Genomic DNA, 21,517 nt, shown 5'->3' with positions numbered 1-21,517 from the left:
TATTTTAATAAATTTTCATGATGCTTTGTTATATATTCATCTATAAACTTCAATTCGTAATTTGGGCAAAGCCCTTCAATATTGCTATACTAAAGTTAAGGTGGATCAAGCAGCTTCCTTATTTCTGCAGAGCAGCTAGCATATAATTGAATAAATTCAACAAAAGAAGATATACCAAAATATTGACCAGAATATATTATAATGGACCTTTGCTTATCCTCTTTATAATTCTTAATAATTAATGTGAGGGACTTGCCTGAATACTTACTTCTCTCCTTAAGATTTTTAAATAACTGAAAATACATATATCCAATTTAATGATAGAGCCCAATATTATAAAGACATTTTAGCGCCTATTAGAGGATGCATTGTCCAGACTTTTGGCAATGACTCTTCTTTTGAGGGGATTTCTAATTCAGAGGCTTACCATTGGAATTAGAATTTAAGGACATTTGAGTAAAGATTAATGTCGGTCAAATAGGTGATTTGCAAATATTTATATAAATTTAGAAAAAATTTTAAACTATTAAATTTGTGCGAAGCAGATAAAATTGGGCAAGAAGATAAATTAAAATCTGTAACTGAAGAGATTTATAAATATAATTGCAAATAAAGATAAATTATATGGATTAGGATTTAATTTTTGGGATATGTAGTTAATAATAGTAATTTTATTATATAATAAATTCATGAAGTTAATTCGAAATTGTGAGAAAGTATGAATTGAATTTATATTTTGTGAATATTTAGAGGTGGATAATAATGCCTAAGAAATCTATATACAAAAATTCAAAGTGTGAAAAAGAAATGTTGGAACTGTATGATACACTTCTTTCACGACTTGACATTGAATACGAAGAAATAATGATTAATACACGTTTTGGATATACACACATTTTGGTAGTAGGCGATAAAGATGCACCGCCATTAGTTACTATTCATGGTGGAAATGGTATAAACCCATTAAATTTAAGATTGTTTTTAACACTTACAAAACATTTTCGAATATATGCACCTGATGTTATTGGATTCCCAGGAAGAAGCGCTCAAGTTCGTCTTTCTCCTAAAGATAATAGTTATGGAGAATGGGTAATTGATGTTTTAGACCAACTTAATCTTAAAAGTGTTCCTTTTGTGACCAGTTCATTTAGTTCAGGCATATTATTACAAGTAGCTGCTATAGCTCCAGCAAGAATTTCACAAGCTGTTTTACATGTACCATCAGGAATATCACACGGAGCTATTTTACCAATGATAACTAAGTTGATGATTCCATGGATACTATATACAATTTTTCCTAGTAGAAATAGATTACTTAAAGCTTTTGCACCAATGATGACAGAAACCAATGAAGATTTTCTAGAGTTTTCTGATGCAATGCTTCGTACCTATAAAATGGAAATGAAAGGACCGAGAGAAGTATCAAAAGAAGAACTAAAAGGTTTCATTGCACCCACCTTTGTTATTGCAGCAAAGGACGATATATTCTTTCCAGCAGACAGTGTTATTCCAAGAGCAAAAACTATTTTTCAAAATCTTGTGAAAACTGAATGTATAGACGGTGGGAATTTATCATCAAAGAACACACTTGAATATGTTAATCACAAGATAGTAGAATTTATCAACGAGTATAATTGATTTTATCCTGTAGTTTTTGCACAGCTTACACAAAGGATAGAAATACAGTTTCTTGTTGGAATTCGTAGATAGTCAATAAGCATCATGAAAATTTGTTGAGATTTAATAAATTTTCATGGTGTTTATTGTATTTTTAAGAGTAAGTTTATCATAAGAGAAGGCATAATATATAAAAATGAAGGTCATTATATGCCTTCATTTTTAAGTACAGTTTAAACTTCTTCTAGTGTAATATTGTAGATCCAAGTATTAAAGCTCTCTACATTAACAACTTTGTAATTTTTACCTTTTTTAGAAAATACACCATCTTCAACTTCTTCATATCCATTATCTTCTAGAGCCTCTACGCTATCTCCATAATGCTCATTAATTTCTAATTTTGTTGTTTTGTCCATTTTTCAATGCACTCCTTTAGGTTTTATATTTTATTTTATTTTACTATATTAAAAACATTTTGACTAGTGTGAATTTATATTTTTTATCAATGTAAACGTTATTTAATGAAAAAATTATAAGCACATTATAAATACATTAAAAAAATTGTAATGAATATGAATTTTTATTGTTAAGCTTTCAATATTGTTTTTACATAAGACAATAAACGACTTATTTTGCGTTTGTGAAATTATAAAAAATATATTGCAGTCAGTAAAAATATCTGGAATTATACCTGTAATAATTTTTAAATTACACAATATATACACAATTTTCATATAATAGTATATCAGTGTAATATGGGGGATGAAAAATGAACAAAATTGATGTAAAACATATATTTATGAATTATCACTCCATGAAAAGTGAAACGGAGGCAATAAGTGATATAAGTTTCAGTTTAAAAGAAGGTGAATTTCTAAGTATTGTAGGACCTTCTGGCTGTGGAAAATCTACTTTACTTAATATAATATGTGGACTTGTAAAACCATCTAAAGGAGATATATTTATGGATGGTAAAAAGCTTCAGGGATTAACTATGAAAATGGGCTATATGTTTCAAAGAGATCATCTCTTTGAATGGCTGACAGTATGGGATAATGTGTGTATTGGTTTAAAAATACAGCATAAATTAACGGATGATTCCAAAAGAAACCTTAAAGAATTGCTTAAAAATTATAAGCTGGAAGAATTTAAAGATTATCATCCAAGTGAACTTTCAGGGGGTATGCGCCAAAGAGTAGCATTAATCAGAACTTTAGCCCTTAATCCAGAGGTACTTCTTTTAGACGAACCTTTTTCTGCATTAGATTATCAAAGCAGGTTAAAAGCTAGCGATGAAATTTTTAAAATAATAAAGCAGGAAAATAAAACAGCTATAATGGTTACTCACGATATTTCCGAGGCAATTTCTATGTCAGGCAGAGTAATAGTTTTTTCGAAAAGACCTGCAAAAATAAAAAAAGATATCAGTATAGATTTTTTAGATGATTCAATTACACCCTTAAATAGAAGAGAGCATCCAAAATTTAGAGAATATTTTGATGTCATTTGGAAGGAGCTTGAGTTTAAATGATAAAAGTAAGCAGCAGTGAACATATAGAATATATAAAGTCAACGAAAAAAAAGAATGTTATGGTTTTTATAACAAGACTATTAATACTCATTGGAATATTTGCATTGTGGGAAGCAGCTGGAGATTTTAAATGGATAGACCCTTTCCTCATAAGTACACCTTCAAGAGCTTTTAAGAGTCTTATAACTATATATAAGGAGGGTACACTTTTTAAGGATATTGGAATAACCTGTATGGAAACAGTATTAGGTTTTACCATAGGAACAGTACTTGGAACGGCAGTTGCAGTTTTACTTTGGTGGTCTAACTTTGTTTCCAAAGTTTTAGACCCATATTTGGTAGTATTAAATGCGCTGCCTAAAGTGGCCTTAGCTCCAATTATAATATTCTGGGTGGGAAATGGAATAAAGGCTATAATTGTAATCGCACTTTTAATATCTATTGTAGTTACCATAATAAGTATTTTAGATGGCTTCAGGCAGGTAGATGAGGATAAAATAAAGCTTTTAAAAACCTTTGGGGCAAGTAAATGGCAGATACTCTCCAATTTGATAATTCCGGCCTCTGTACCTACTATAATTTCAGCATTGAAGATTAGTGTTGGTCTTTCCTGGGTAGGAGTAATAATGGGAGAATTTCTTGTAGCTAAAGAAGGATTAGGTTTTTTAATAGTTTACGGGGGACAAATATCTCAGCTTGACATGGTGATGATGAGTATAGTAGTTCTTGCATTTTTGGCTTATATAATGTATGAAATTGTGTCATTAATAGAAAACAAAATAAATGCTAAATTTCAGAAATAATTAAGTTGAACTAAATAAATAGTAAATAAAAATAGTCTAATATACTGACAGAATGTTATTTGAATATGCTTTAAAATAGTAATTTTTACATTATTGAAAATAGTATTTAAATTCACTGATAAATTAATTATATAAGGAGATTGTATTATGAAGTTCGATGCAGTATTCCAAGGAGGAGGCGTGAAAGGTATAGCTTTTGTAGGTGCAGTAAACTGCCTTGAAGAAAATGGATATAAATGGAATAACTTAGCGGGAACATCTGCTGGTTCTATTGTGGCGACTCTTTTAGCTGCAGGCTATACAGGAAAGGAACTAAAAGAAATTATGATGGATATGAACTACGCAAAACTTTTGAAGAAAAATATTTTAAATGATATTCCTGTAGTAGGAAATGTATTTCAGTTGGTTAATGATTTAGGTGTATATAGCAGCAGAGTAATAGAAAACTGGATGTTTGAAAGATTATGGGAAAAGGGAAAGACTAAATTTAAGGATATTGAAAAAGAAGGCATTATGCTGAAAATTATTGCAGCAGATGTAACCAGAAGAAGTATTTTAATTTTGCCAGATGATTTAAAAAAATATGGTATTAATCCAGGAGAATTTAGTATTGCAAAAGCAGTTAGAATGAGCTGCAGTATTCCATTTTTCTTTAAACCTGTAAAACTGGAATACGATGATAAAATAGATTATATTGTAGATGGTGGACTTATAAGTAATTTTCCAATTTGGGTATTTGATAGCGATACTGCTCCAAAATGGCCAACTTTTGGATTTAAGCTGACAAATGATTCCCCAAAAAATGATTTTAAAAAAAATGCAGTGGAAAGAAAAAGCAATTTAATATCCTATTCCATTGATGTAATCAACACTGCTTTTGATAGAGATGAGGAAGTTTATGTGGCAGATAAGGATGCAGTGAGGACTATTAACATTCCTACTAAGGGAGTAAAAGCTACAGATTTTGATTTATCAAAGAAAAAGACTATGGAATTATATCACTCAGGCTATAATAGTACTAAGGCCTTTTTAGATGGCTGGAATTTTGGTGAGTATATTTTAAGATACAGAATGTGAAAAATGTTTATAGGAATAAAATCATTTTCATTGGTAAAAAATATTAATAGAGAGGAAGTGATTTTATGTCTCATGAAGTTGGTAAAAAGAAAACAAGAAAACAGGCTATGAAGATGTCAAAGCCACAGGAGGTTCATGAAGATGAAATTAAAAAGAACACAACTCCTGGAGTGATAAAAGGGGAAAGATAGATTTTAATATAAAGCTTTACTTAAAACATGTAAAATTTATTTATACACAGGCTTTAAAATTAGTCTCAAAGCTTCATATGATGTATATATGTGGTAGCTATTATTTTGTAAAAAACTAATTTAAGTCTTGGATTAATTATTTCAAAAATTTATTTAATTCAAGACTTAAATTTTAAAAATAGTGTATTTTATAGATTATTTATCTCTGTGAGCACACTGACTATTGGATTTTTCAGAACAGCCAGAACAGGTGGTGCAGCCACCTTTAGAGCAGCTGCTTAAACTATTATCAAAAGGTTCACATTTTAACATAAAGGTAGAATTCTTATATATTAAATTTATACCTTTTATTTTATCTACTATTTCTTTAGAATAAGCAATAGAAATATCATTATATTTTTGGATAAAATCATGCTCAGTGAGCTCATCTAAAATTATATCAACTCGGGCACTTTTACAGCAGGAACTAACATAGGAAAATCTTGCACAGTTGTATTCTTTATGCTCTGATAAAAGATTAAATAAATTTTTATATGCCTCCTGCGATATTTCTATTTTAGGGCTAATATTCATTTCATTCTCCTTGTTCTTCGTATATATTTGAATAAGAATGTAATAGGCTCTGTTTTATATCCCATAGCTTATTAGATAGATCCACATAGTAAGTGTGAGGATTTTCAAGTCTTAAAACTTCTGGCCAAAGCTTATCGGTTTCTGTTTTGGCAAATTCTTTTATTTCACTTACACTAGGACTTTCATAAATAGCTTCTCCATTTTTAAAGATTTGAACCATTAATTCTTTAACATAATAGTTCTTTAATTTTTTCTTTTTCCATGTATAAGTTGGATTAAATATTTCTAGTCTTTTATTTTCATCAATTGTTTCATCGTGTAATGTAATCAAATCAGCTAGTGCTTTATCTGTAGATTTATCAAATATTCTAAATATTTTTTTAAAACCTGGATTGGTAATTTTTTCTTCATTTTCACTTATTTTTATTTTAGGTATAATAGAATTTTTCTCCTCTACAGCAGATAATTTATATACTCCTCCAAATACTGGTTCAGATTTTGCAGTTATTAGTCGTTCTCCAACTCCAAAGCTGTCTATGCAGGCGCCCTGAGCCAAAACATCTGTTATTATGTGTTCATCTAAAGAATTTGAAATAGTTATCTTAGCATCACTGTAACCAGCTGCATCAAGTATTTCTCTGCATTTTTTAGAAAGATAGGTTATATCTCCACTATCTATTCTTATTCCCTTAGGTCTTATACCTAGTGGTTTTAAAATTTCATCAAAAACCTTTATGGCATTTGGAAGTCCTGATTTTAATACATTGTAAGTATCTACTAGTAACAGGCAATCTTCTGGATATGCCTTTGACCAGGCTTTGAAGGATTCATATTCACTATCAAAAAGTTGAACCCAAGAATGTGCCATAGTTCCTATAGCCGGTATTCCAAACATTTCCTCAGATATTGTACAAGCAGTAGCACTACATCCCCCAATAACAGCAGCACGGGATCCGTAAATAGCACCATCATACCCTTGAGCACGTCTGGAACCAAATTCCATTACAGGTCTTCCAGCAGCAGCTCTGCATATTCTATTGGCCTTGGTAGCTATAAGGGTTTGATGATTAATAGTTAAGAGTATCATAGTTTCTACAAATTGAGCCTGTATTGCTGGACCTTTAACTGTAACTAAGGGCTCATTTGGAAAAACTGGATTACCCTCAGGTATGGCCCAAACATCACAGCTAAATTTAAAATTTCTAAGATAATCTAAGAAATCTTCAGAAAATCCACCTTTGGATTTTAAATAGTCTACATCATCTTTGCTAAATTTAAGATTGGATAGGTATTCAATTAGCTGAGTTACACCAGCCATAATACAGTATCCCCCACCATCTGGTATTCTTCTGAAAAACATATCGAAATAAGCAACTTTATCTCCTACACCGTTTTTAAGGTAGCCATTACCCATGGTAAGTTCATAGAAGTCAACAAGCATAGTGAGATTTCTTTCATTTCTCACATCAAAATTTTTAGTAAGCTCCATAAAAAATTTCTCCTATCTTTTTAAATAAATATAAATTTGTATATAATGTATAATAAGGTATATTCAAATAAATAATTTTTTAACATTGTATTTATATTTTCTATATATAAACTGAGGCACATTCAAATAAATAGTCAGTATGCTAGTCTATTTTGAATCCTACTGCGTCAACAGAACCATCAGATAGCTCACTATCATCTGAAACTGTTTCCTTGTATCATTCAAAACATGCGTCGCATCTTGGACTCACTATTCATTTTCATATGCTTAAATACAATTATATTTAGTTTATAATAGAATTATATTTATTGTAATACCTATTCATTTTTTATACAATAGCTTTGCTGTTTATCTCATGACTACCACGCTGATACTCTCATCGCATTCTGTGAAAGTGATTCGCACAAAATCGAAGATTTTGGTTCTCTGCTTGCACTCTGTGAAAGCGATTCACAGAAAATCAAAGATTTTTGTTCTCTACTTTTCTTCAAAGTGGGAGTAAGGGGGATAGGGACATAGATAATGGTTTCTAAGTACAAGGTGCCATAAGAACTCTATCTTATGGCAGGAACTCTGTTTATATATTAGTAGTTATATTATATGTTTCTTTGGGGGTAATATTAAAGATGAAGTACAGTTTAGATAAAAATCAATTAGAAGCAGTTACTACAGAATATAATAATGTATTAATTGTAGCAGCACCAGGTTCTGGAAAAACCACAGTTATAATAAACAGAACGGCCTACCTCATAAAAAATAAAGCTGTGAAACCTGAAAATATTATTATTATAACTTTTACAAAAGCCGCTGCATTAAATATGAAACAAAGATATAACGCTCTATTTAATAATATTGGAGAACCATTCTTTGGTACATTTCACGGACTTTTTTATAAAATTTTGAGAAGACACTGCAATTCGATAAATATTATACAAGCCTATGAAGGTTATAGAGTAGTAAAAAAGGTTCTTGAACCCTATATGGATGAAGTAAGTGAGGATAAGTTAAGGGAAATAATAAATGATATCTCTAAATATAAAAATTCCAAATATTCTTTTGAAGAATTTATACCATCCATTGAAAAATCTATTTTTAAACAGTGCTATGACGCTTATGAAACCTATAAATTTGAAAAAAACGTTATGGATTTTGATGATTTACAGCTGAAGTGCTTGGAATTATTTAAAAAGGATGAAAGGCTTTTGAAGGGCTACAGGAATTTATTTAAATATATGCTGGTGGATGAATTTCAGGATTGCGATTCTCTCCAAATAGAAATGCTTAAGCTTCTAAATGAAAATAATAATTTATATGCAGTGGGAGATGAGGATCAGTGTATATATGGGTTTAGAGGTTCAAGACCAGATTGCATGGTAGATTTTCATAAGATATTTAATCAGGGAAAAAAGATATATTTGAATATAAATTACAGAAGCGTATGCAATGTAGTTAATATATCAAAAAATCTCATAAAAAATAATATTATGAGAAATGAAAAGCACATAAAGGCCAATAAAAATGAAAAGGGAAATATCAGTATATTAAATAACATTAACGAAAATTCTCAGGCAGAGGATGTGTCTGAAAATATTATAAAGCATAAAATTATAAACAATTTACAATTTAGGGATTTTGCCATTCTATACAGAACTAATGTGGAAAGTCGAGGCTTAATAGATAATTTTATAAGAAAGAGTATACCTTTTAGACTTTTAGATAAAGAGTACAATTTTTTTGAGCACTTTATATGCAAGGATATACTTTCTTATTTAAAGCTCAGTATTAATAGCAGTGATAAAGAAGCTTTTTTGAGGATAATAAATAAACCCTTTAGATATATTGGAAAGTCAAATTTAGATATAATTAGAAAACATGAATATAAAGAAGATTTATTTGAAGTACTTAAAAATATAGAGGATTTACCAGTTTATCAGATGAAAAACATTGATAAATTAAAGAGAGATATTCAAAAACTCAATAAAATGTCTTTAGGGCTAGCTATACAGTATGTAGTAATTGAACTGGGTTATAGGGATTATATTGTGGAATATGCTAAAAAATATAAGCTTGAAATTCAGGAATTGGAGGATATAATAGAGGAATTTAAAAAGGCGGCAGAGGAATATAACTCTATAATTACATTTTTGGTTCATGTAGAGGAAGTAGGAGAGAAGTTAAAAAATAATAGAAAAGAGACTAAAAAGGATGGTATCATACTTAGTACTATGCACGGAGTAAAAGGCATGGAATTCAAAAACGTGTTCATTATAAACTGCTGTGAAGAAAATATACCCCATAAAAATAGCTTGCCGGATAATATAGAGGAAGAGAGGAGACTTTTTTATGTTGGTATAACCAGAGCTATTGATAATCTCTGGATATGCTTTAGCAGGGATATTAGGGGAAAAAATAAAGAGCCTAGTAGATTTATAAAGGAATGTGAGCTTGATTTTAATGAAGACTGTAACGGAGGCTTTAAGGTAGGCGATAAGGTAAAGCATATGTCCTTTGGAGAGGGTAAAATAATATTTTTAGACAGCAAAATTATAGAAATTGAATTTTCTGATGGAGTAAATAGAAAATTTGATACTGTGATCCTGGGGAATAATAGGCTTATTGATAAGGTTAGATAAAAGAAGACAAAGTGATATTATCTTTTAATTATCATGATATTATATAAACTTTATTCCATTCACTAAATTATATAAATTTTAGTATAGGGTATGGAATGAAATTTATTATTAAATTAAGAAAAAATGCAAATTATATAAAACAAAAATAAACCTTATGTCACTCCAAAGCATAAGGTTTATTTCTTACAATGAATAGAAATTCAAAGTTTATGTGAAAATATATTTTTCACAAGGGGTATAGTTAAATGATATCAATAAAATGTGGAAGAAATATAAAATAATTATGTTATGTTTATGTGATTTTTAGATACCACTACTTTTTTCTAATAAAATTATATATCAATACTACAATTCCAATAAAAAGTAAAAATTTTATTGCTACTATTGTAATTCTCAGCAATAATATTAAAAAGAATATAAATATTATTCCATGTATTATTCTAAACACATTCTTTCCTCCTTAGTATACTCTTTATTTCGTTCCAATAAGTAAATCCCTTATTTGCAGAAACTAGTTCTTTAAGTCCACTTTCAGTAATTTTAATTAATAATTAAAATTGTAATATAGAGATTATAACATGTTTCATAGATAATAGTAAATTTTATGATTTATATATTTTATTAGAGCTAAAATGATATATTTAATAAAAAAAGGTTACTGGATTTGATAAATTATGATATAATTATCGTCAATTAATAATGTATTCTAAAAAATTAAATTTTAGGAAGGTGAGATATTATGGGAACCCAGGGAAAGACTTTAACTGATGAAGTAAAAAACGATATACTTAAAAAATTTAAAGAAGGAAAATTAGTAAGCCAAATTGTAAAGGAAAATGATTTAAGCAGAAGTGAAATTAAGGATGTTATAGAAGATTATCTTAATGCTAAACTTATTTCAGAAGACAAAGTAGTATAATATTTTTTATTTTCAGATTTAAATTGAATATAGGGTCAATGAGGGTGTCTTAAAGTGATCCTATTATTAAATTGTTAGGAAATAATCAGTTTAGTAAAGCTTAATAAATGCCGTAAATTTTAAGAAATTTACGGCATTTATATATTGTATTGGTGTAATTATTTAATTGTTATGATATCATATAAAATAAATTAATGCTAAGAAACAACAAGTGATTATCGTTATAGTTCAGTATTGTTTTTAGAGATTAATAAAATTTTAGGAGTTGATATTTAAGTGATAAATGCAATTGTAAATATGCTTATGGGTGTAAATACTTTATACCTACTAGTTGGAGTAGTAGCAATAGTTATTATTTTAAAAGTAGTAGGAAAGATATTAAGAATTGCACTTGTAGTAGGTGTTATAGCTTTAGTTTTATATAAAATAGGGGCATTCCCTTTTATACAGGATTTGTTAAAAACAATAAATATATAATGAATAATTAATCTTTTTAATTTAAGTTAATATTTACTCCCTTATTTCATTTCTAGAGATAAGGGAGTTTTTATGGTTTATTACATTACTAATTACTAGATAATTAATTCATTAAACAATTCACTGATGTTTAAATAATATTTTCTTATTTTTATCATATAATTACACAGTGAAGAAGTATTGTACTAACAGAGGGCATAGGTTTAAAGTAACAACTTATAAAATTTATTGTAGGGCATGAATGTAAAAAATATATAACAGAAAATAATTTTTTAAAATACATTGAAAAAAATATATACAAGCATTATTATGTAACTGTATGTACAATTAAGTTATATTTTATAACTAATTAGCAAAGTATGTACAGGATAAATTAATGTCATAATACATAATATTCATTAGGAGTTAGTAAAAAATAATAGGGGAGATTTTCTTATGGAAGAAAGCAAAAAGAGTATTATTAAGGGTTCGGTAATTTTATTCATAGCAATAGTTATATTGTTTAGTGTTTCATATTTTATTGGAATGAAAAATAAAAAACCTGTAGCTTCCAATAAACCATTTAAAGTTGCAGAAATTAGCCATACTGAGGTGGTAAAAAAAGAAACTGTACCTACAGTGCCAAAAACTCCAGGTAAAGATGAACTGAGAGGCTTAATAAACGTGAATGATGGACAAAAGGTTGCTTATCTAACTTTTGACGATGGCCCATCACCCAATATTACTCCTGAAATTTTGGATATCTTAAAAAGAGAAGATGTTAAGGCTACTTTTTTTATAATTGGAAAAAATGCAGAAAGAAATCCTGAACTTCTAATGAGAGAAAAAAATGAAGGGCATACTATTGGTATGCATAGTTATACTCATGAACCAGCAATAATATATAAAAATCCTGAGGCATATTTAAAAGATTTGGAGGAATGTTCAGCGGCTATGACTAAAGCTGTGGGGGAAGATGGCTATGATAAATGGCTAATTAGATTTCCAGAAGGCTCTGGTATAGTAAAAAACAAACCTGGTTTTAGAGAGGCTATAGCAGCAGCAGGATATCATTATGTTGATTGGAATGCATTGGATGGAGATGCAGAACATTCTAGAATGGAGACTCCACAATACCTAATGAGTAGATTTACAAGTACTATTGGTGAACAGCATCATGTAGTAATATTAATGCATGACGCTGCAACTAAAAAATCTACAGCGGATACTTTGCTACAGTTTATAAAATATTTAAAGGATAAAGGCTTTATATTTAAGACTATACCTAAATTTCAAACATGATTAATTATGTATAAATTAAAGAAATTTAATAGAATTATTTAGGACAAGTTAATAGAGAGCATTATAATTGTCTTGATAGTATCTTCCATATATTTTAAATTAATTAAACATTGTCAATAATTATATAAAAAGTGATATAATAATAGTATGTAATTTTTTATAAGCTTGTCAATGTTTACATATTAATTTATTTTACTGATTATATAGCTAATGAAAAATAACTATAAATGGGTTATAAAATTAAAAACATTGACATAAATTTTCTATATGATATGCTTTACAATAATAGATTAAGGCATCTGAAAATAAATAACAAGTCAAAGATGCGACGTATATTTACAATTCAACAAAGGAACAGGTTCTTCTGATAGTTTGGCTATCAGAGGGTTCTGTTGACGCAGTAGGACTTACAATAGACTAGCATACTGACTTAATTATTTTTTGAAGATGACTAAGTAGGGGAGAGTTGATTTGCATGATTGCGTTTACAAGAATGTGGGAGGATGTATTTAAATTAATAGATCAAGGTAAAGTTAAAGATTTGAATATAATTAAAAGTTTTAAAAGTGGTTTTATAGTTTTTGAAAATGAAAATACTGATTTTGTAACTAAACAGGATTTTCTGGATATTTGGTGTGAATTGCTTTATTATAACGAATTATCCAAGGAACATGTAATTAAGGATCAAGGAGCAAAAGCCAAATATGTATATGATTTAATTAGCAAACTTCCATATGTAGTTGAGGAGGAAGGAAAAATCAAGCTAAAAGAGTAGTTTTATTGAATATTTTGTAATAGTATTATATAATTTTATTAGGCTTATATTCTTAAAGAATACATTGCAAATCCTTGTAATGTATTATAAATCAAGACATTTAAGAATACCAATAGCAATAAACGTACTAAAAACGTACTAATACAAATCATCAAGTTTATTAGAAATAACAGTACCTTTATTAGGGTATAAGTGTGAATAAGTATTAAGAGTTGTTTGTACATTCTCATGTCATAATCGTTCTGCTATGAGTAATGGAGTGAAACCAAGTTCTATGAGTAAAGATGCATGAGAGTGTCTTAAATCATGGGTCCTAATTGGTTTTACTCCACTTTTTTTACAGATTCTTTTCATTTCATAAGATAGAAAAAATCTAGTGAAATGAAATATTCTATCTGTAACATTATAGGAGTATAGTTTACTCTTATACTTTTCAATATCTTTGCATAATGAATCTGAAATAGAAATTACTCTTTTACTTTTTTGAGTTTTAGGTTCATTTATTATATCTTGTTTTTTTATTCTAGCATATGTTTTATTTATATCTATTGTTTTATTTTTTAAATTAATATCTTTCCATGTAAGAGCTAAAAGTTCACCGCACCTCATGCCAGTCCAAAAGAGTATTTTAAAAGCCAGTCCAGATATGGGTTTATCATCAAGCCCCATAAATTTTTTAAACTCTTTTATAGTCCAGAACTGCATATCATCAGCTTTAGTTTTACCCATTATCCCTGCTTTTAAAGCTGGAATGCTGTTGAGGTTATAATACCTAATAGCAAAATTAAATATAGCTCTTATTTGATTGTTAATTACTTTTAAATATGTTTGTGCGTATTCCTTTTTAATTAATTCATTTTGCCATCTTCTTATGTGGTTAGCTGTAATATCATTCACATTCATATTACCAAAACAAGGTTAACGTGTAGGCTATAAAGGTAAGACTTATATAATTAACAGACGTGTTGTTGTATAAGCACTTATAGAATTTGTTACTAAAATTAAAGGTTATCAACCTATAGTTTTCTGTTTTGTACTCTAACAAAGCAGTGGTTAAAAATATGGGGTAAAATCTTGGACTGTAGAAATATAGGGTAGGTCCGAATCCTACTACCTCATACTAAATAAGAGTAATGAGAAATCATAAGGGCAGGAGTAGCTGATGGTTCGATTCCAACGCCTTGATAAGTGTCTGCACTGCTTACCTACTCTTAAAAATTAGATTATAAATGGAGCACTCTTGAACGGAGTGCTCCATTAAATTTGTATTTAATACATCTCAAAAGATCTATAAGGCATAGGTCTACGTCTTCTACGTCTTCTTCTACGTATTCTTCTTCTACGTCTGCGACGGGGATCAGAATCTGGGTCATCTACTTGGTCATCAAAATAATAAGGGTCTGCGTCATCATAGTAATCATCTGGATCATCAGCATAAGCATCGTCATAGCCGGCATCGTAGCCGTCGTCGTAACCATCATCATAATTATACATCATTGGATGCATCATCATAGGGCAACAGACTGCATGTGGTGCCATAGAAGGCATCTTAGTATATTTTTTATTGGCATGATGAGATGATTTAGGATTCATAGAAGGTTTAGGGCTCATAGATGGCCCAAGATTCATAGAAGGTTTAGGGTTCATAGAAGGTCCAGGATTCATAGGGAAATTAGGGTTCATAGGGAAATTAGGATTCATAGATGGATTAGCACGATCTTCGTCAATCTCCTGATTATTATTGTCAATGTCTGAATCTCCTCTATTGTAAGTATAGTACATAACTACCTCCATAAAATTTACTACATAAATAGAGTATGTAAAATTATAAAATACGTTACAAGAATAGAATAAAAGTAAAATTTAAATAATATCATAAAAGTATACGGTATCCCTTGTATGCAAATACTGAAAGAGCACCAGCAGAAATGTTGGTGTTTTGTTGTGTTTAAGACAGAGGAGACTTACAGTAGGGGCTATTATATTTAAAATATATTAACTTTGATTTTAAAAACATAGATAGGTTAGAAGATGCAACAGAGTTTTACTGGGAACATCAAAGTGAAATGCAGTACCCTCTTTTATGGTCTGAATTTTGGGACTGCCTAGACCAAGCACTTTTATATTATGAGAATCCTTCTTCATTTAAGCAGGAAGTTCAAGGTGATGTAAATTCAATAGGTGAAAAGTGGTTTAAAACAGTTGCTACAGAACCAAGAAAAGAAATTGAAACCCATAATTTTATAAAAACTATGCTTTGTATAGATCCAGCCAGTACAGCAAAGGGTAAATCAGATTATTAAGCTTTTTTGGTTGGATCTCAGGCTGATAATAATTTAAAGTATGCTCGTAAAGCTGAACTTGCCAAAATAAATGCAAGAACCGATTTTGACAAGTATATTGACCACGCCATTAAGCTTTTAAGAGAGTATCCAGATATTTCTCAGGTTTACATTGAAAAAAATACTTTCAATGGCGCGGATGCGAACCAACTTGAACTTAAAATTAATAAAGATGATGTACTTAGATTTAGGGGAATTAATATTATCAATGAAGCCCAGAGGAAAAATAAGGATGATAAAATTAGTACTATTATTCCTTATATGAATAAAGGCCAAATTATTTTTGCTGAGGAAGATTCAGAATTTACGGATCAGATATTAGATTTTAGAGGACAAAAATATTCTATACATGATGACGCACCGGACGTAACTGCTGAATTTACAAAATAGCGTTAAAAGCACAAATTATGATTATAAAGATGTAAAAGCTAAATTTACACCTAATGTTCCTATGGATGATATGATGACAGCACAGCTCGGGGATAAATTATGTATTCAAACTGCGTTATCCCAGCTAAGCTTCGTAGAAAATCCACAGGGAGAAATGGCAAAAATAAAACAGGAAAGTAAGGATGCTGTTTTTGGGTCTATCCTATTAGGCGGTGGCAGTATTCCCTTGGATAGTGGAAATAGTAATATTGATAATACCAACAATACTGATGGTGATAATGGTGGCAGCACTGAAAACCAACCTAACTAAATTTGATTTGGTAAACAAACTTCCACGGAATAGCAAGATTTATACAATATCATCAGTGCGAAATCAAATCGAGCAACTTAGTGTGGATAATATGGATAATGCCAATAATGCCATGAAACCAATATTCAAGCAACAAAATGACATGATGGACAAAATAAAAAAACAATAGCGTTGATATTTATGGAATATGCGTCTAAGGGCGTTTTACAGTTCACTAAAATTCAAAGGACAAATATATCAAACAAAATATTTTTTGAGCTAGAAAATGACTTTAAGACACTAGAAAAGACAGAGACTGATAAGGTAAGCAATATATTATCTAATGTTTATGAAAATACCTATAATAAGAACTCTGATATATTAAATGCAAGCTTAAATTTTCCGTCTGAAAAAGATATTCTAAAAGCTGTGAACACAAAAATAGATGGGAAATTATTTTCAGACAGAATTTGGGATAACAAAACCAAAACTGTGAATATGCTAAAAAAATTAATACTTGATATAACTAATAGTAATACAACAATAGATGGAGCTGGAAAACAGATTGAAAAAGTATTTAATGTAACTGCTTACGAGAGCTATAGGCTTTTAACTAATGAGCTAATTAGAGTACAGGCAGCTGCTAGTATTGATATTGCAAAAAAAGCAGGCATAAAAAAACACATATGGAGTGCAAAATTTGAGCATACTTGCTTCTTTTGCATGGAACAGGACGGTAAAATATATGCTATTGATGATAGTGAAGCGCCAGAAATACCTGCGCATGTATTATATAAATGTGTTTGGGTAAATATCGCAAATAATTAATGGGGATGGTAAAGGAAATGAGATTTTTGTTATTCGTACTAATACAAATATGAGCATATTGAAAATAAAATATAAACTTTCATGATTTTTTTCTAATGTCAATAGTTCGGGTGGTATAATGACATAATCCGTGATTAATTAAATTAAAACCTTTTAGGTATAGAATGGAGAGAATTATTATGGAATCTGAGCAGAAAACTAAAGCTAAAAAGTCAAAAAAAGTAGTTAGTTCCATTGTTTTATATTCCGCTGCTATTTTTGTAGCACTTATTGGAATTGCATTATTGATTGATAATGTTATTCTATATAGAAGTGCAGTGAGCCAATATATAGCCCAGGGCTATAGTGTTACTACCGTTGAACAACAATTGATACCATCACAACTGTTACCATCAATATTTAATTCAGTTGGTATCTACGGAGGTATGGCATTTATATTAGCGGGTGTTGGTATAGTTAATACAAAACTTTCAAAACACTTAGTTAAAAATAAAGATGTTAATAAAGAAAGCACTTTGGAAATTGACACTATACAAGAAGAAAAAACAAAAGATGATGAGAATGCTGAAGTTATTTAAAGTTTTATTTATGAAAAAAAGTTTAAAAAAGTCTTAGAAATAAGGCTTTTTTTATTTTGTCCGCAATGACACTAAACTACTAAAATAATTGTACTTATAGGACTTAATTGAACTATAAGGACATAAGGAGAGTGAATTAATAATGACAGGTGATGAAATAAAAGCATTGACAGAAGCAATAACAAAAGGCGGCGACGAATTAACTAACTACATTAAGGGTTTAACACCTACAGAACCACAGGCAATAACACTTAATGGAGTTACAAAGTTTTTAGCAGAAAATGAAGATGGCAAGAAGTATTTACAGAGTTATGCAGATAGCAAAGTTACAAATGGAGTACAGACAGCTATTGACAATTTTAAAAAGGATAAACTTCCTGGTCTTATAGATGAAGAATACAAGAAGAAATATCCCGAGGCAGATCCTAAAGATAAGACTTTAGCAGATTTACAGGCTAAAATTGCAAAAATTGAAGCTGATAGTTTGAGAAAAGATCTGACTAATAAAGCATTGAAAACATTGACAGAAAAGAAATTGCCTTCCGAGCTAGCTGACTTTGTAGTTGGGAATGATGAAGATGCTACTAGCAAAAATCTTGAAACTTTGACTAATTTATTTAACAAATACGGTGAAACTGTAAAAACAGAATTCGCAAAAACAAGTGGCTCATATAAGCCGCCAAAAGATGACTATAAGCCTGGGCTTTATTTTTATATTTAGTTCAACGTATTAGAATAATCTGAATGAAATATTTTATTCTCCCAATGTAAATTCTTCTAATACTTTCATAGCAAATCTCGCATTAGGATAAGTGATAGAACCGCCACCAATAACGCCAATCTTTATTGCTTCCATAATCTCATCTACACTTGCTCCAACATTTAGGCAACCCTCTATGTGATAACAAATACACTCGTTGCAACGGCTAACTACTGAAATGGCTAATCCCATAAGTTCTTTGTGCTTTTTATCAATCGCACCAGCAGAATATGTTTTATCATCCAATTCTCCAAATTCCTTAAAGAAGTCGTCAGCCTGAATGAGTTTCAGATTGTACTCTTTTCGATACTCTTTCATTTTTTTAATGTCCATGGTTATTCCTCCTGTTATAAATAATATTTACTTCGTTTAATTTTACAAGTCCGTATTAATGCATGTACTAATTATAACTTGAATTAAACAGTGTTTCTAGATTTTATTTATAGAATAAAAAAAGATGAACCACAATAGGCACATCCTGTTTAAATAGATAGTTATGAAAAAATATTATTGATAATCCTATGGAATATATTCATCAGTAGTATAAAAATAAATTCCATAAAATTGTTAATACATATTTATTAATTTATTCATTGATATTAAACGTATACATGGAAAATGGAAATTGACAATAATATGGCAAAAAGAGCTGAAGAATTAGGAGCAACTATTTCTCTTGATAAGGATAATCTTACTCCAGAAATTTTAAAAAATTCTGTTAAGAAGGTTTTAACTGATCCAAATTATCTTAAAAATATAAAAAAAATAAGTGACTCTTTTAAAGAAGCTGGTGGTTATAAAAAAGCAGTTGAAGAAATTTTTAAGTTAAAAAGAAAAAAAGTTATTCTTGCTTAAAATTTTAAATATCTAATATAGAAAACAGATGTAAGTAATTTTTACTATGCATCTGTTTTCTATTTGTACAACTATAAATGGGGTACTTCCTTATATTTATAATAATACTTTTATAATATTTCAATAGTAATATTTTTTTTACATAAAAAACAGGTAGCCATAACGACTACCCTCAAACAAGTTGATTTCAATAAAATGTCAGCATATTCATTGGATTAATTCAATATTAAAAAAGATGCACCACGAGGGCACATCATGGAGTGATATTTGTGAAAATTAGCAAACATTATTCTACTAGCAATCTTTTATAGAGTTTAAAGGAGAAGTATAGCATAGCTACATCTTACACTATATATTATATGTACAAGCAGTGAAAAGGTACACCGATTGTCCAGTGTACCTTTCATTATTTTATAAAGGAGATTCAATGATTTTTCATTATAGTTAGATTATTGACAGATATTTGAAATTAATTAAATTTAGTTCGTGTAAATAATAAATTATGAATTAACATAATTTATTATTTCATCTATATTCTTCTTTCTTGTAAAATCTACTGGCCTATCATATACAGCAAGCATACCTATTTCATCATTTGTTAATTCCTTTTCCTGTTTACTTTTCAGTTTCCATTTCAGTAATGTCATAAGAATTTTATCAAAGAGGTTTAATTTACTATAATTAAATCCACCCCTTAAATAAAAGAACTTAATATATTTTTGTTGCTCTGTAGTAAAATTTTTATTTCTAACATCATTTATTACATCTTCTCTTGATGGTGATGCTCTCGTTGCAAAAACAACTATATTTTTATCTTTAAGTTTATCAATGGTTTGTGTTATTAATTTTATTCCATTAATACCTACTGCATACAAACCAGCACCATAAATTATGGTATCATATACAGTCAGCATATTAATATTAATCTTTTGATACATCAAAAATATCTGCTGACAAATCTTTAGCAATCCATTCTGAATATTTTTTTGCAAAACCCGCTTTAGACTTATATATTACCACAGCTCTCATCATTTACACCCCACAATAACTTAATACACTTTTTATTACGAGTCCGTATTAATCAATATAGTAATTAAACATTGTATTAAACATCATTTCCACATTTTATTATTTAGATAAAAAAGATGCAACACAAAAATAATAGTATATTACAAAAATAATGGGAAATAATAATATTGTCTATAGTAGAATTCTTAATGAAGAATAAAGTCAAGGGTAGCTAAACTACTTTAGGCTTTATTTTTTAATTACTTAAGATTCATACAAAGCAAGTCCTATGGCTGTGGCATTGAGCATTAAATTTCATATAATATACTGCAAAAGATTATTATGATTTGTTAAATACTATATGAGAAAGGATGAGTAATGTATGGAAAAGATATATGACCAAAATGAAAATGTTGTGGGTCATTTAAGTGGTAATATTGTTTATGATGGAAGTAACAGAATCATTGGATATGTTAATGATCCTGTACTTTATGATTCAAATTATAATCCAATAGCCTATGTATCAAATGGAGTAATTTATAATTCTGTGGAAATGCCAGTTGGATATTTTAATGGATGGAATGTATATAATATGAATGGCAATAGACTTGGACGTGTGCATAGTTCATGGCTAGGACTACTTGCAGCAGGTTTATTGTTAGGAGCTGCATTCGGTGGATTTGGATTTGGGTTTGGGTTTGGATTTTGATATCCTTATTGGGGATATGATGGATTTTTCTAAAAAATTGAGAAAGAAGAATGTTTAATTTCTACAAGTAGTTATTCGATAGCTTTTACAATACAGAAATAAATTTAAGCCTAGGGATTAATTTCTCTAGGCTTTATTTTTTTACATAAGAATAAACATTTTGAATAATTTGTGGTGTAAATTATTGCAATGTACGGAAGATGAGTTATTTACGGCTATTAAATCAGTTGGAAATTCTGAAAAAGATATAAGAAGTTATTTAAAGAAGAAAAAGGAGTAGCTTATATAGTTACTCCTTTGTTATGCTTTTTATATAATTATATGTCATAGGTGCATACGCTTTTAGTATTGTTCTTGAGTCTACAGAGTTAAAGCCCTTTCCAGAGATTTAC

The 21,517-nt window shown here is 29.3% G+C and carries 23 protein-coding genes and 4 pseudogenes; 18 read left to right on the top strand and 9 right to left on the bottom strand.

Annotated elements, in window-relative coordinates:
* The first annotated feature begins 762 nt into the window (after nucleotides 1-762).
* The gene (locus CLOPA_RS15710) at nucleotides 763-1,638 is read left to right on the top strand and encodes an alpha/beta fold hydrolase (RefSeq protein ID WP_015616411.1); all 876 of its coding nucleotides are present in this window, start codon (nucleotides 763-765) and stop codon (nucleotides 1,636-1,638) included.
* A 212-nt stretch (nucleotides 1,639-1,850) separates the two neighbouring features.
* On the opposite strand, the gene CLOPA_RS15705 is transcribed toward CLOPA_RS15710, so the two are convergent.
* Nucleotides 1,851-2,033 (bottom strand): hypothetical protein, encoded by a 183-nt coding sequence (locus tag CLOPA_RS15705; protein ID WP_015616410.1) that lies wholly within the window; start codon nucleotides 2,031-2,033, stop codon nucleotides 1,851-1,853.
* 353 nt (nucleotides 2,034-2,386) lie between these two features.
* On the opposite strand from CLOPA_RS15705, the gene CLOPA_RS15700 reads away from it, so the two are divergent.
* The 4 genes from CLOPA_RS15700 (at nucleotide 2,387) to CLOPA_RS26520 (ending at nucleotide 5,219) form a co-directional block, all read left to right on the top strand.
* A complete protein-coding gene (locus CLOPA_RS15700) occupies nucleotides 2,387-3,148 on the top strand; it encodes an ABC transporter ATP-binding protein (protein WP_015616409.1) in 762 nt (253 codons plus the stop codon).
* Nucleotides 3,145-3,951 (top strand): ABC transporter permease, encoded by an 807-nt coding sequence (locus CLOPA_RS15695; protein ID WP_015616408.1) that lies wholly within the window; start codon nucleotides 3,145-3,147, stop codon nucleotides 3,949-3,951. Before CLOPA_RS15700 ends, CLOPA_RS15695 begins: the two co-directional genes overlap by 4 nt.
* Nucleotides 3,952-4,098: 147 nt before the next feature.
* Nucleotides 4,099-5,028 carry a patatin-like phospholipase family protein gene (locus CLOPA_RS15690; RefSeq protein WP_015616407.1) on the top strand — a complete coding sequence of 310 codons (930 nt, stop codon included), beginning with the start codon at nucleotides 4,099-4,101 and terminating at the stop codon, nucleotides 5,026-5,028.
* A 65-nt stretch (nucleotides 5,029-5,093) separates the two neighbouring features.
* Nucleotides 5,094-5,219 carry a hypothetical protein gene (locus tag CLOPA_RS26520; RefSeq protein WP_015616406.1) on the top strand — a complete coding sequence of 42 codons (126 nt, stop codon included), beginning with the start codon at nucleotides 5,094-5,096 and terminating at the stop codon, nucleotides 5,217-5,219.
* Between the two features lie 195 nt (nucleotides 5,220-5,414).
* Here CLOPA_RS26520 and CLOPA_RS15685 read toward each other — a convergent pair whose 3' ends face one another.
* On the bottom strand, nucleotides 5,415-5,792 hold the full coding sequence (locus CLOPA_RS15685; protein ID WP_015616405.1) for a hypothetical protein: 378 nt from the start codon (nucleotides 5,790-5,792) through the stop codon (nucleotides 5,415-5,417).
* A 1-nt stretch (nucleotide 5,793) separates the two neighbouring features.
* Nucleotides 5,794-7,281: a nicotinate phosphoribosyltransferase gene (locus CLOPA_RS15680; protein ID WP_015616404.1), complete on the bottom strand. Its 1,488-nt coding sequence runs from the start codon at nucleotides 7,279-7,281 to the stop codon at nucleotides 5,794-5,796.
* 626 nt (nucleotides 7,282-7,907) lie between these two features.
* On the opposite strand from CLOPA_RS15680, the gene CLOPA_RS15675 reads away from it, so the two are divergent.
* Nucleotides 7,908-9,914 carry an ATP-dependent helicase gene (locus CLOPA_RS15675; RefSeq protein WP_015616403.1) on the top strand — a complete coding sequence of 669 codons (2,007 nt, stop codon included), beginning with the start codon at nucleotides 7,908-7,910 and terminating at the stop codon, nucleotides 9,912-9,914.
* Nucleotides 9,915-10,227: 313 nt separating this feature from the next.
* Here the strand turns inward: CLOPA_RS15675 and CLOPA_RS26515 are convergent, their stop codons facing one another.
* Nucleotides 10,228-10,362 (bottom strand): hypothetical protein, encoded by a 135-nt coding sequence (locus tag CLOPA_RS26515; RefSeq protein ID WP_278245992.1) that lies wholly within the window; start codon nucleotides 10,360-10,362, stop codon nucleotides 10,228-10,230.
* A gap of 291 nt (nucleotides 10,363-10,653) precedes the next feature.
* On the opposite strand from CLOPA_RS26515, the gene CLOPA_RS15670 reads away from it, so the two are divergent.
* From CLOPA_RS15670 to CLOPA_RS15655, 4 genes are all read left to right on the top strand, one after another.
* Nucleotides 10,654-10,833 (top strand): hypothetical protein, encoded by a 180-nt coding sequence (locus CLOPA_RS15670; protein ID WP_015616402.1) that lies wholly within the window; start codon nucleotides 10,654-10,656, stop codon nucleotides 10,831-10,833.
* Nucleotides 10,834-11,109: 276 nt separating this feature from the next.
* Nucleotides 11,110-11,310, top strand: coding sequence for a hypothetical protein (locus CLOPA_RS15665; RefSeq protein WP_015616401.1), 201 nt, complete (start codon nucleotides 11,110-11,112; stop codon nucleotides 11,308-11,310).
* Between the two features lie 435 nt (nucleotides 11,311-11,745).
* Nucleotides 11,746-12,591: a polysaccharide deacetylase family protein gene (locus CLOPA_RS15660; protein ID WP_015616400.1), complete on the top strand. Its 846-nt coding sequence runs from the start codon at nucleotides 11,746-11,748 to the stop codon at nucleotides 12,589-12,591.
* 475 nt (nucleotides 12,592-13,066) lie between these two features.
* Nucleotides 13,067-13,366: a hypothetical protein gene (locus CLOPA_RS15655; RefSeq protein ID WP_041710926.1), complete on the top strand. Its 300-nt coding sequence runs from the start codon at nucleotides 13,067-13,069 to the stop codon at nucleotides 13,364-13,366.
* Nucleotides 13,367-13,597: 231 nt separating this feature from the next.
* Here CLOPA_RS15655 and CLOPA_RS26675 read toward each other — a convergent pair whose 3' ends face one another.
* From CLOPA_RS26675 to CLOPA_RS15645, 3 genes and pseudogenes are all read right to left on the bottom strand, one after another.
* Nucleotides 13,598-14,071: a site-specific integrase gene (locus tag CLOPA_RS26675; protein WP_347460080.1), complete on the bottom strand. Its 474-nt coding sequence runs from the start codon at nucleotides 14,069-14,071 to the stop codon at nucleotides 13,598-13,600.
* A gap of 150 nt (nucleotides 14,072-14,221) precedes the next feature.
* Nucleotides 14,222-14,278: pseudogene (locus tag CLOPA_RS26670) on the bottom strand (hypothetical protein); the annotation flags it as partial.
* A 357-nt stretch (nucleotides 14,279-14,635) separates the two neighbouring features.
* Nucleotides 14,636-15,148 (bottom strand): hypothetical protein, encoded by a 513-nt coding sequence (locus CLOPA_RS15645; RefSeq protein WP_015616398.1) that lies wholly within the window; start codon nucleotides 15,146-15,148, stop codon nucleotides 14,636-14,638.
* A gap of 206 nt (nucleotides 15,149-15,354) precedes the next feature.
* On the opposite strand from CLOPA_RS15645, the pseudogene CLOPA_RS26835 reads away from it, so the two are divergent.
* From CLOPA_RS26835 to CLOPA_RS15620, 5 genes and pseudogenes are all read left to right on the top strand, one after another.
* Nucleotides 15,355-16,089, top strand: a pseudogene (locus tag CLOPA_RS26835) (hypothetical protein); the annotation flags it as partial.
* A complete protein-coding gene (locus tag CLOPA_RS15635; protein ID WP_080648332.1) occupies nucleotides 16,079-16,408 on the top strand; it encodes a phage portal protein in 330 nt (109 codons plus the stop codon). The pseudogene CLOPA_RS26835 and the gene CLOPA_RS15635, both read left to right, overlap by 11 nt.
* 180 nt (nucleotides 16,409-16,588) lie before the next feature.
* Complete coding sequence (locus CLOPA_RS15630; protein ID WP_015616397.1) at nucleotides 16,589-17,215, top strand: hypothetical protein; 627 nt, start codon at nucleotides 16,589-16,591, stop codon at nucleotides 17,213-17,215.
* A 179-nt stretch (nucleotides 17,216-17,394) separates the two neighbouring features.
* Nucleotides 17,395-17,793: a hypothetical protein gene (locus CLOPA_RS15625; protein WP_015616396.1), complete on the top strand. Its 399-nt coding sequence runs from the start codon at nucleotides 17,395-17,397 to the stop codon at nucleotides 17,791-17,793.
* A 142-nt stretch (nucleotides 17,794-17,935) separates the two neighbouring features.
* On the top strand, nucleotides 17,936-18,514 hold the full coding sequence (locus CLOPA_RS15620; RefSeq protein ID WP_015616395.1) for a DUF4355 domain-containing protein: 579 nt from the start codon (nucleotides 17,936-17,938) through the stop codon (nucleotides 18,512-18,514).
* 33 nt (nucleotides 18,515-18,547) lie between these two features.
* Here the strand turns inward: CLOPA_RS15620 and CLOPA_RS15615 are convergent, their stop codons facing one another.
* Complete coding sequence (locus CLOPA_RS15615) at nucleotides 18,548-18,886, bottom strand: carboxymuconolactone decarboxylase family protein (protein ID WP_015616394.1); 339 nt, start codon at nucleotides 18,884-18,886, stop codon at nucleotides 18,548-18,550.
* 303 nt (nucleotides 18,887-19,189) lie between these two features.
* Here CLOPA_RS15615 and CLOPA_RS15610 point away from each other — a divergent pair.
* Nucleotides 19,190-19,408: pseudogene (locus tag CLOPA_RS15610) on the top strand (glycosyl transferase); the annotation flags it as partial.
* 500 nt (nucleotides 19,409-19,908) lie between these two features.
* On the opposite strand, the pseudogene CLOPA_RS15605 reads toward CLOPA_RS15610, so the two are convergent.
* Nucleotides 19,909-20,437, bottom strand: a pseudogene (locus CLOPA_RS15605) (flavodoxin domain-containing protein).
* Between the two features lie 361 nt (nucleotides 20,438-20,798).
* Here CLOPA_RS15605 and CLOPA_RS15600 point away from each other — a divergent pair.
* Together CLOPA_RS15600 and CLOPA_RS24485 are read left to right on the top strand one after the other, a co-directional pair.
* Nucleotides 20,799-21,125: a 5-fold beta-flower protein gene (locus CLOPA_RS15600; RefSeq protein ID WP_015616298.1), complete on the top strand. Its 327-nt coding sequence runs from the start codon at nucleotides 20,799-20,801 to the stop codon at nucleotides 21,123-21,125.
* 160 nt (nucleotides 21,126-21,285) lie between these two features.
* Nucleotides 21,286-21,405, top strand: coding sequence for a DUF3606 domain-containing protein (locus CLOPA_RS24485; protein WP_347459993.1), 120 nt, complete (start codon nucleotides 21,286-21,288; stop codon nucleotides 21,403-21,405).
* Nucleotides 21,406-21,517 lie beyond the last annotated feature (112 nt).

It is taken from the genome of Clostridium pasteurianum BC1, assembly GCF_000389635.1.
GTDB classification, from domain to species: domain Bacteria; phylum Bacillota; class Clostridia; order Clostridiales; family Clostridiaceae; genus Clostridium_I; species Clostridium_I pasteurianum_A.
This window is presented reverse-complemented; position numbering and strand designations above follow the sequence as displayed.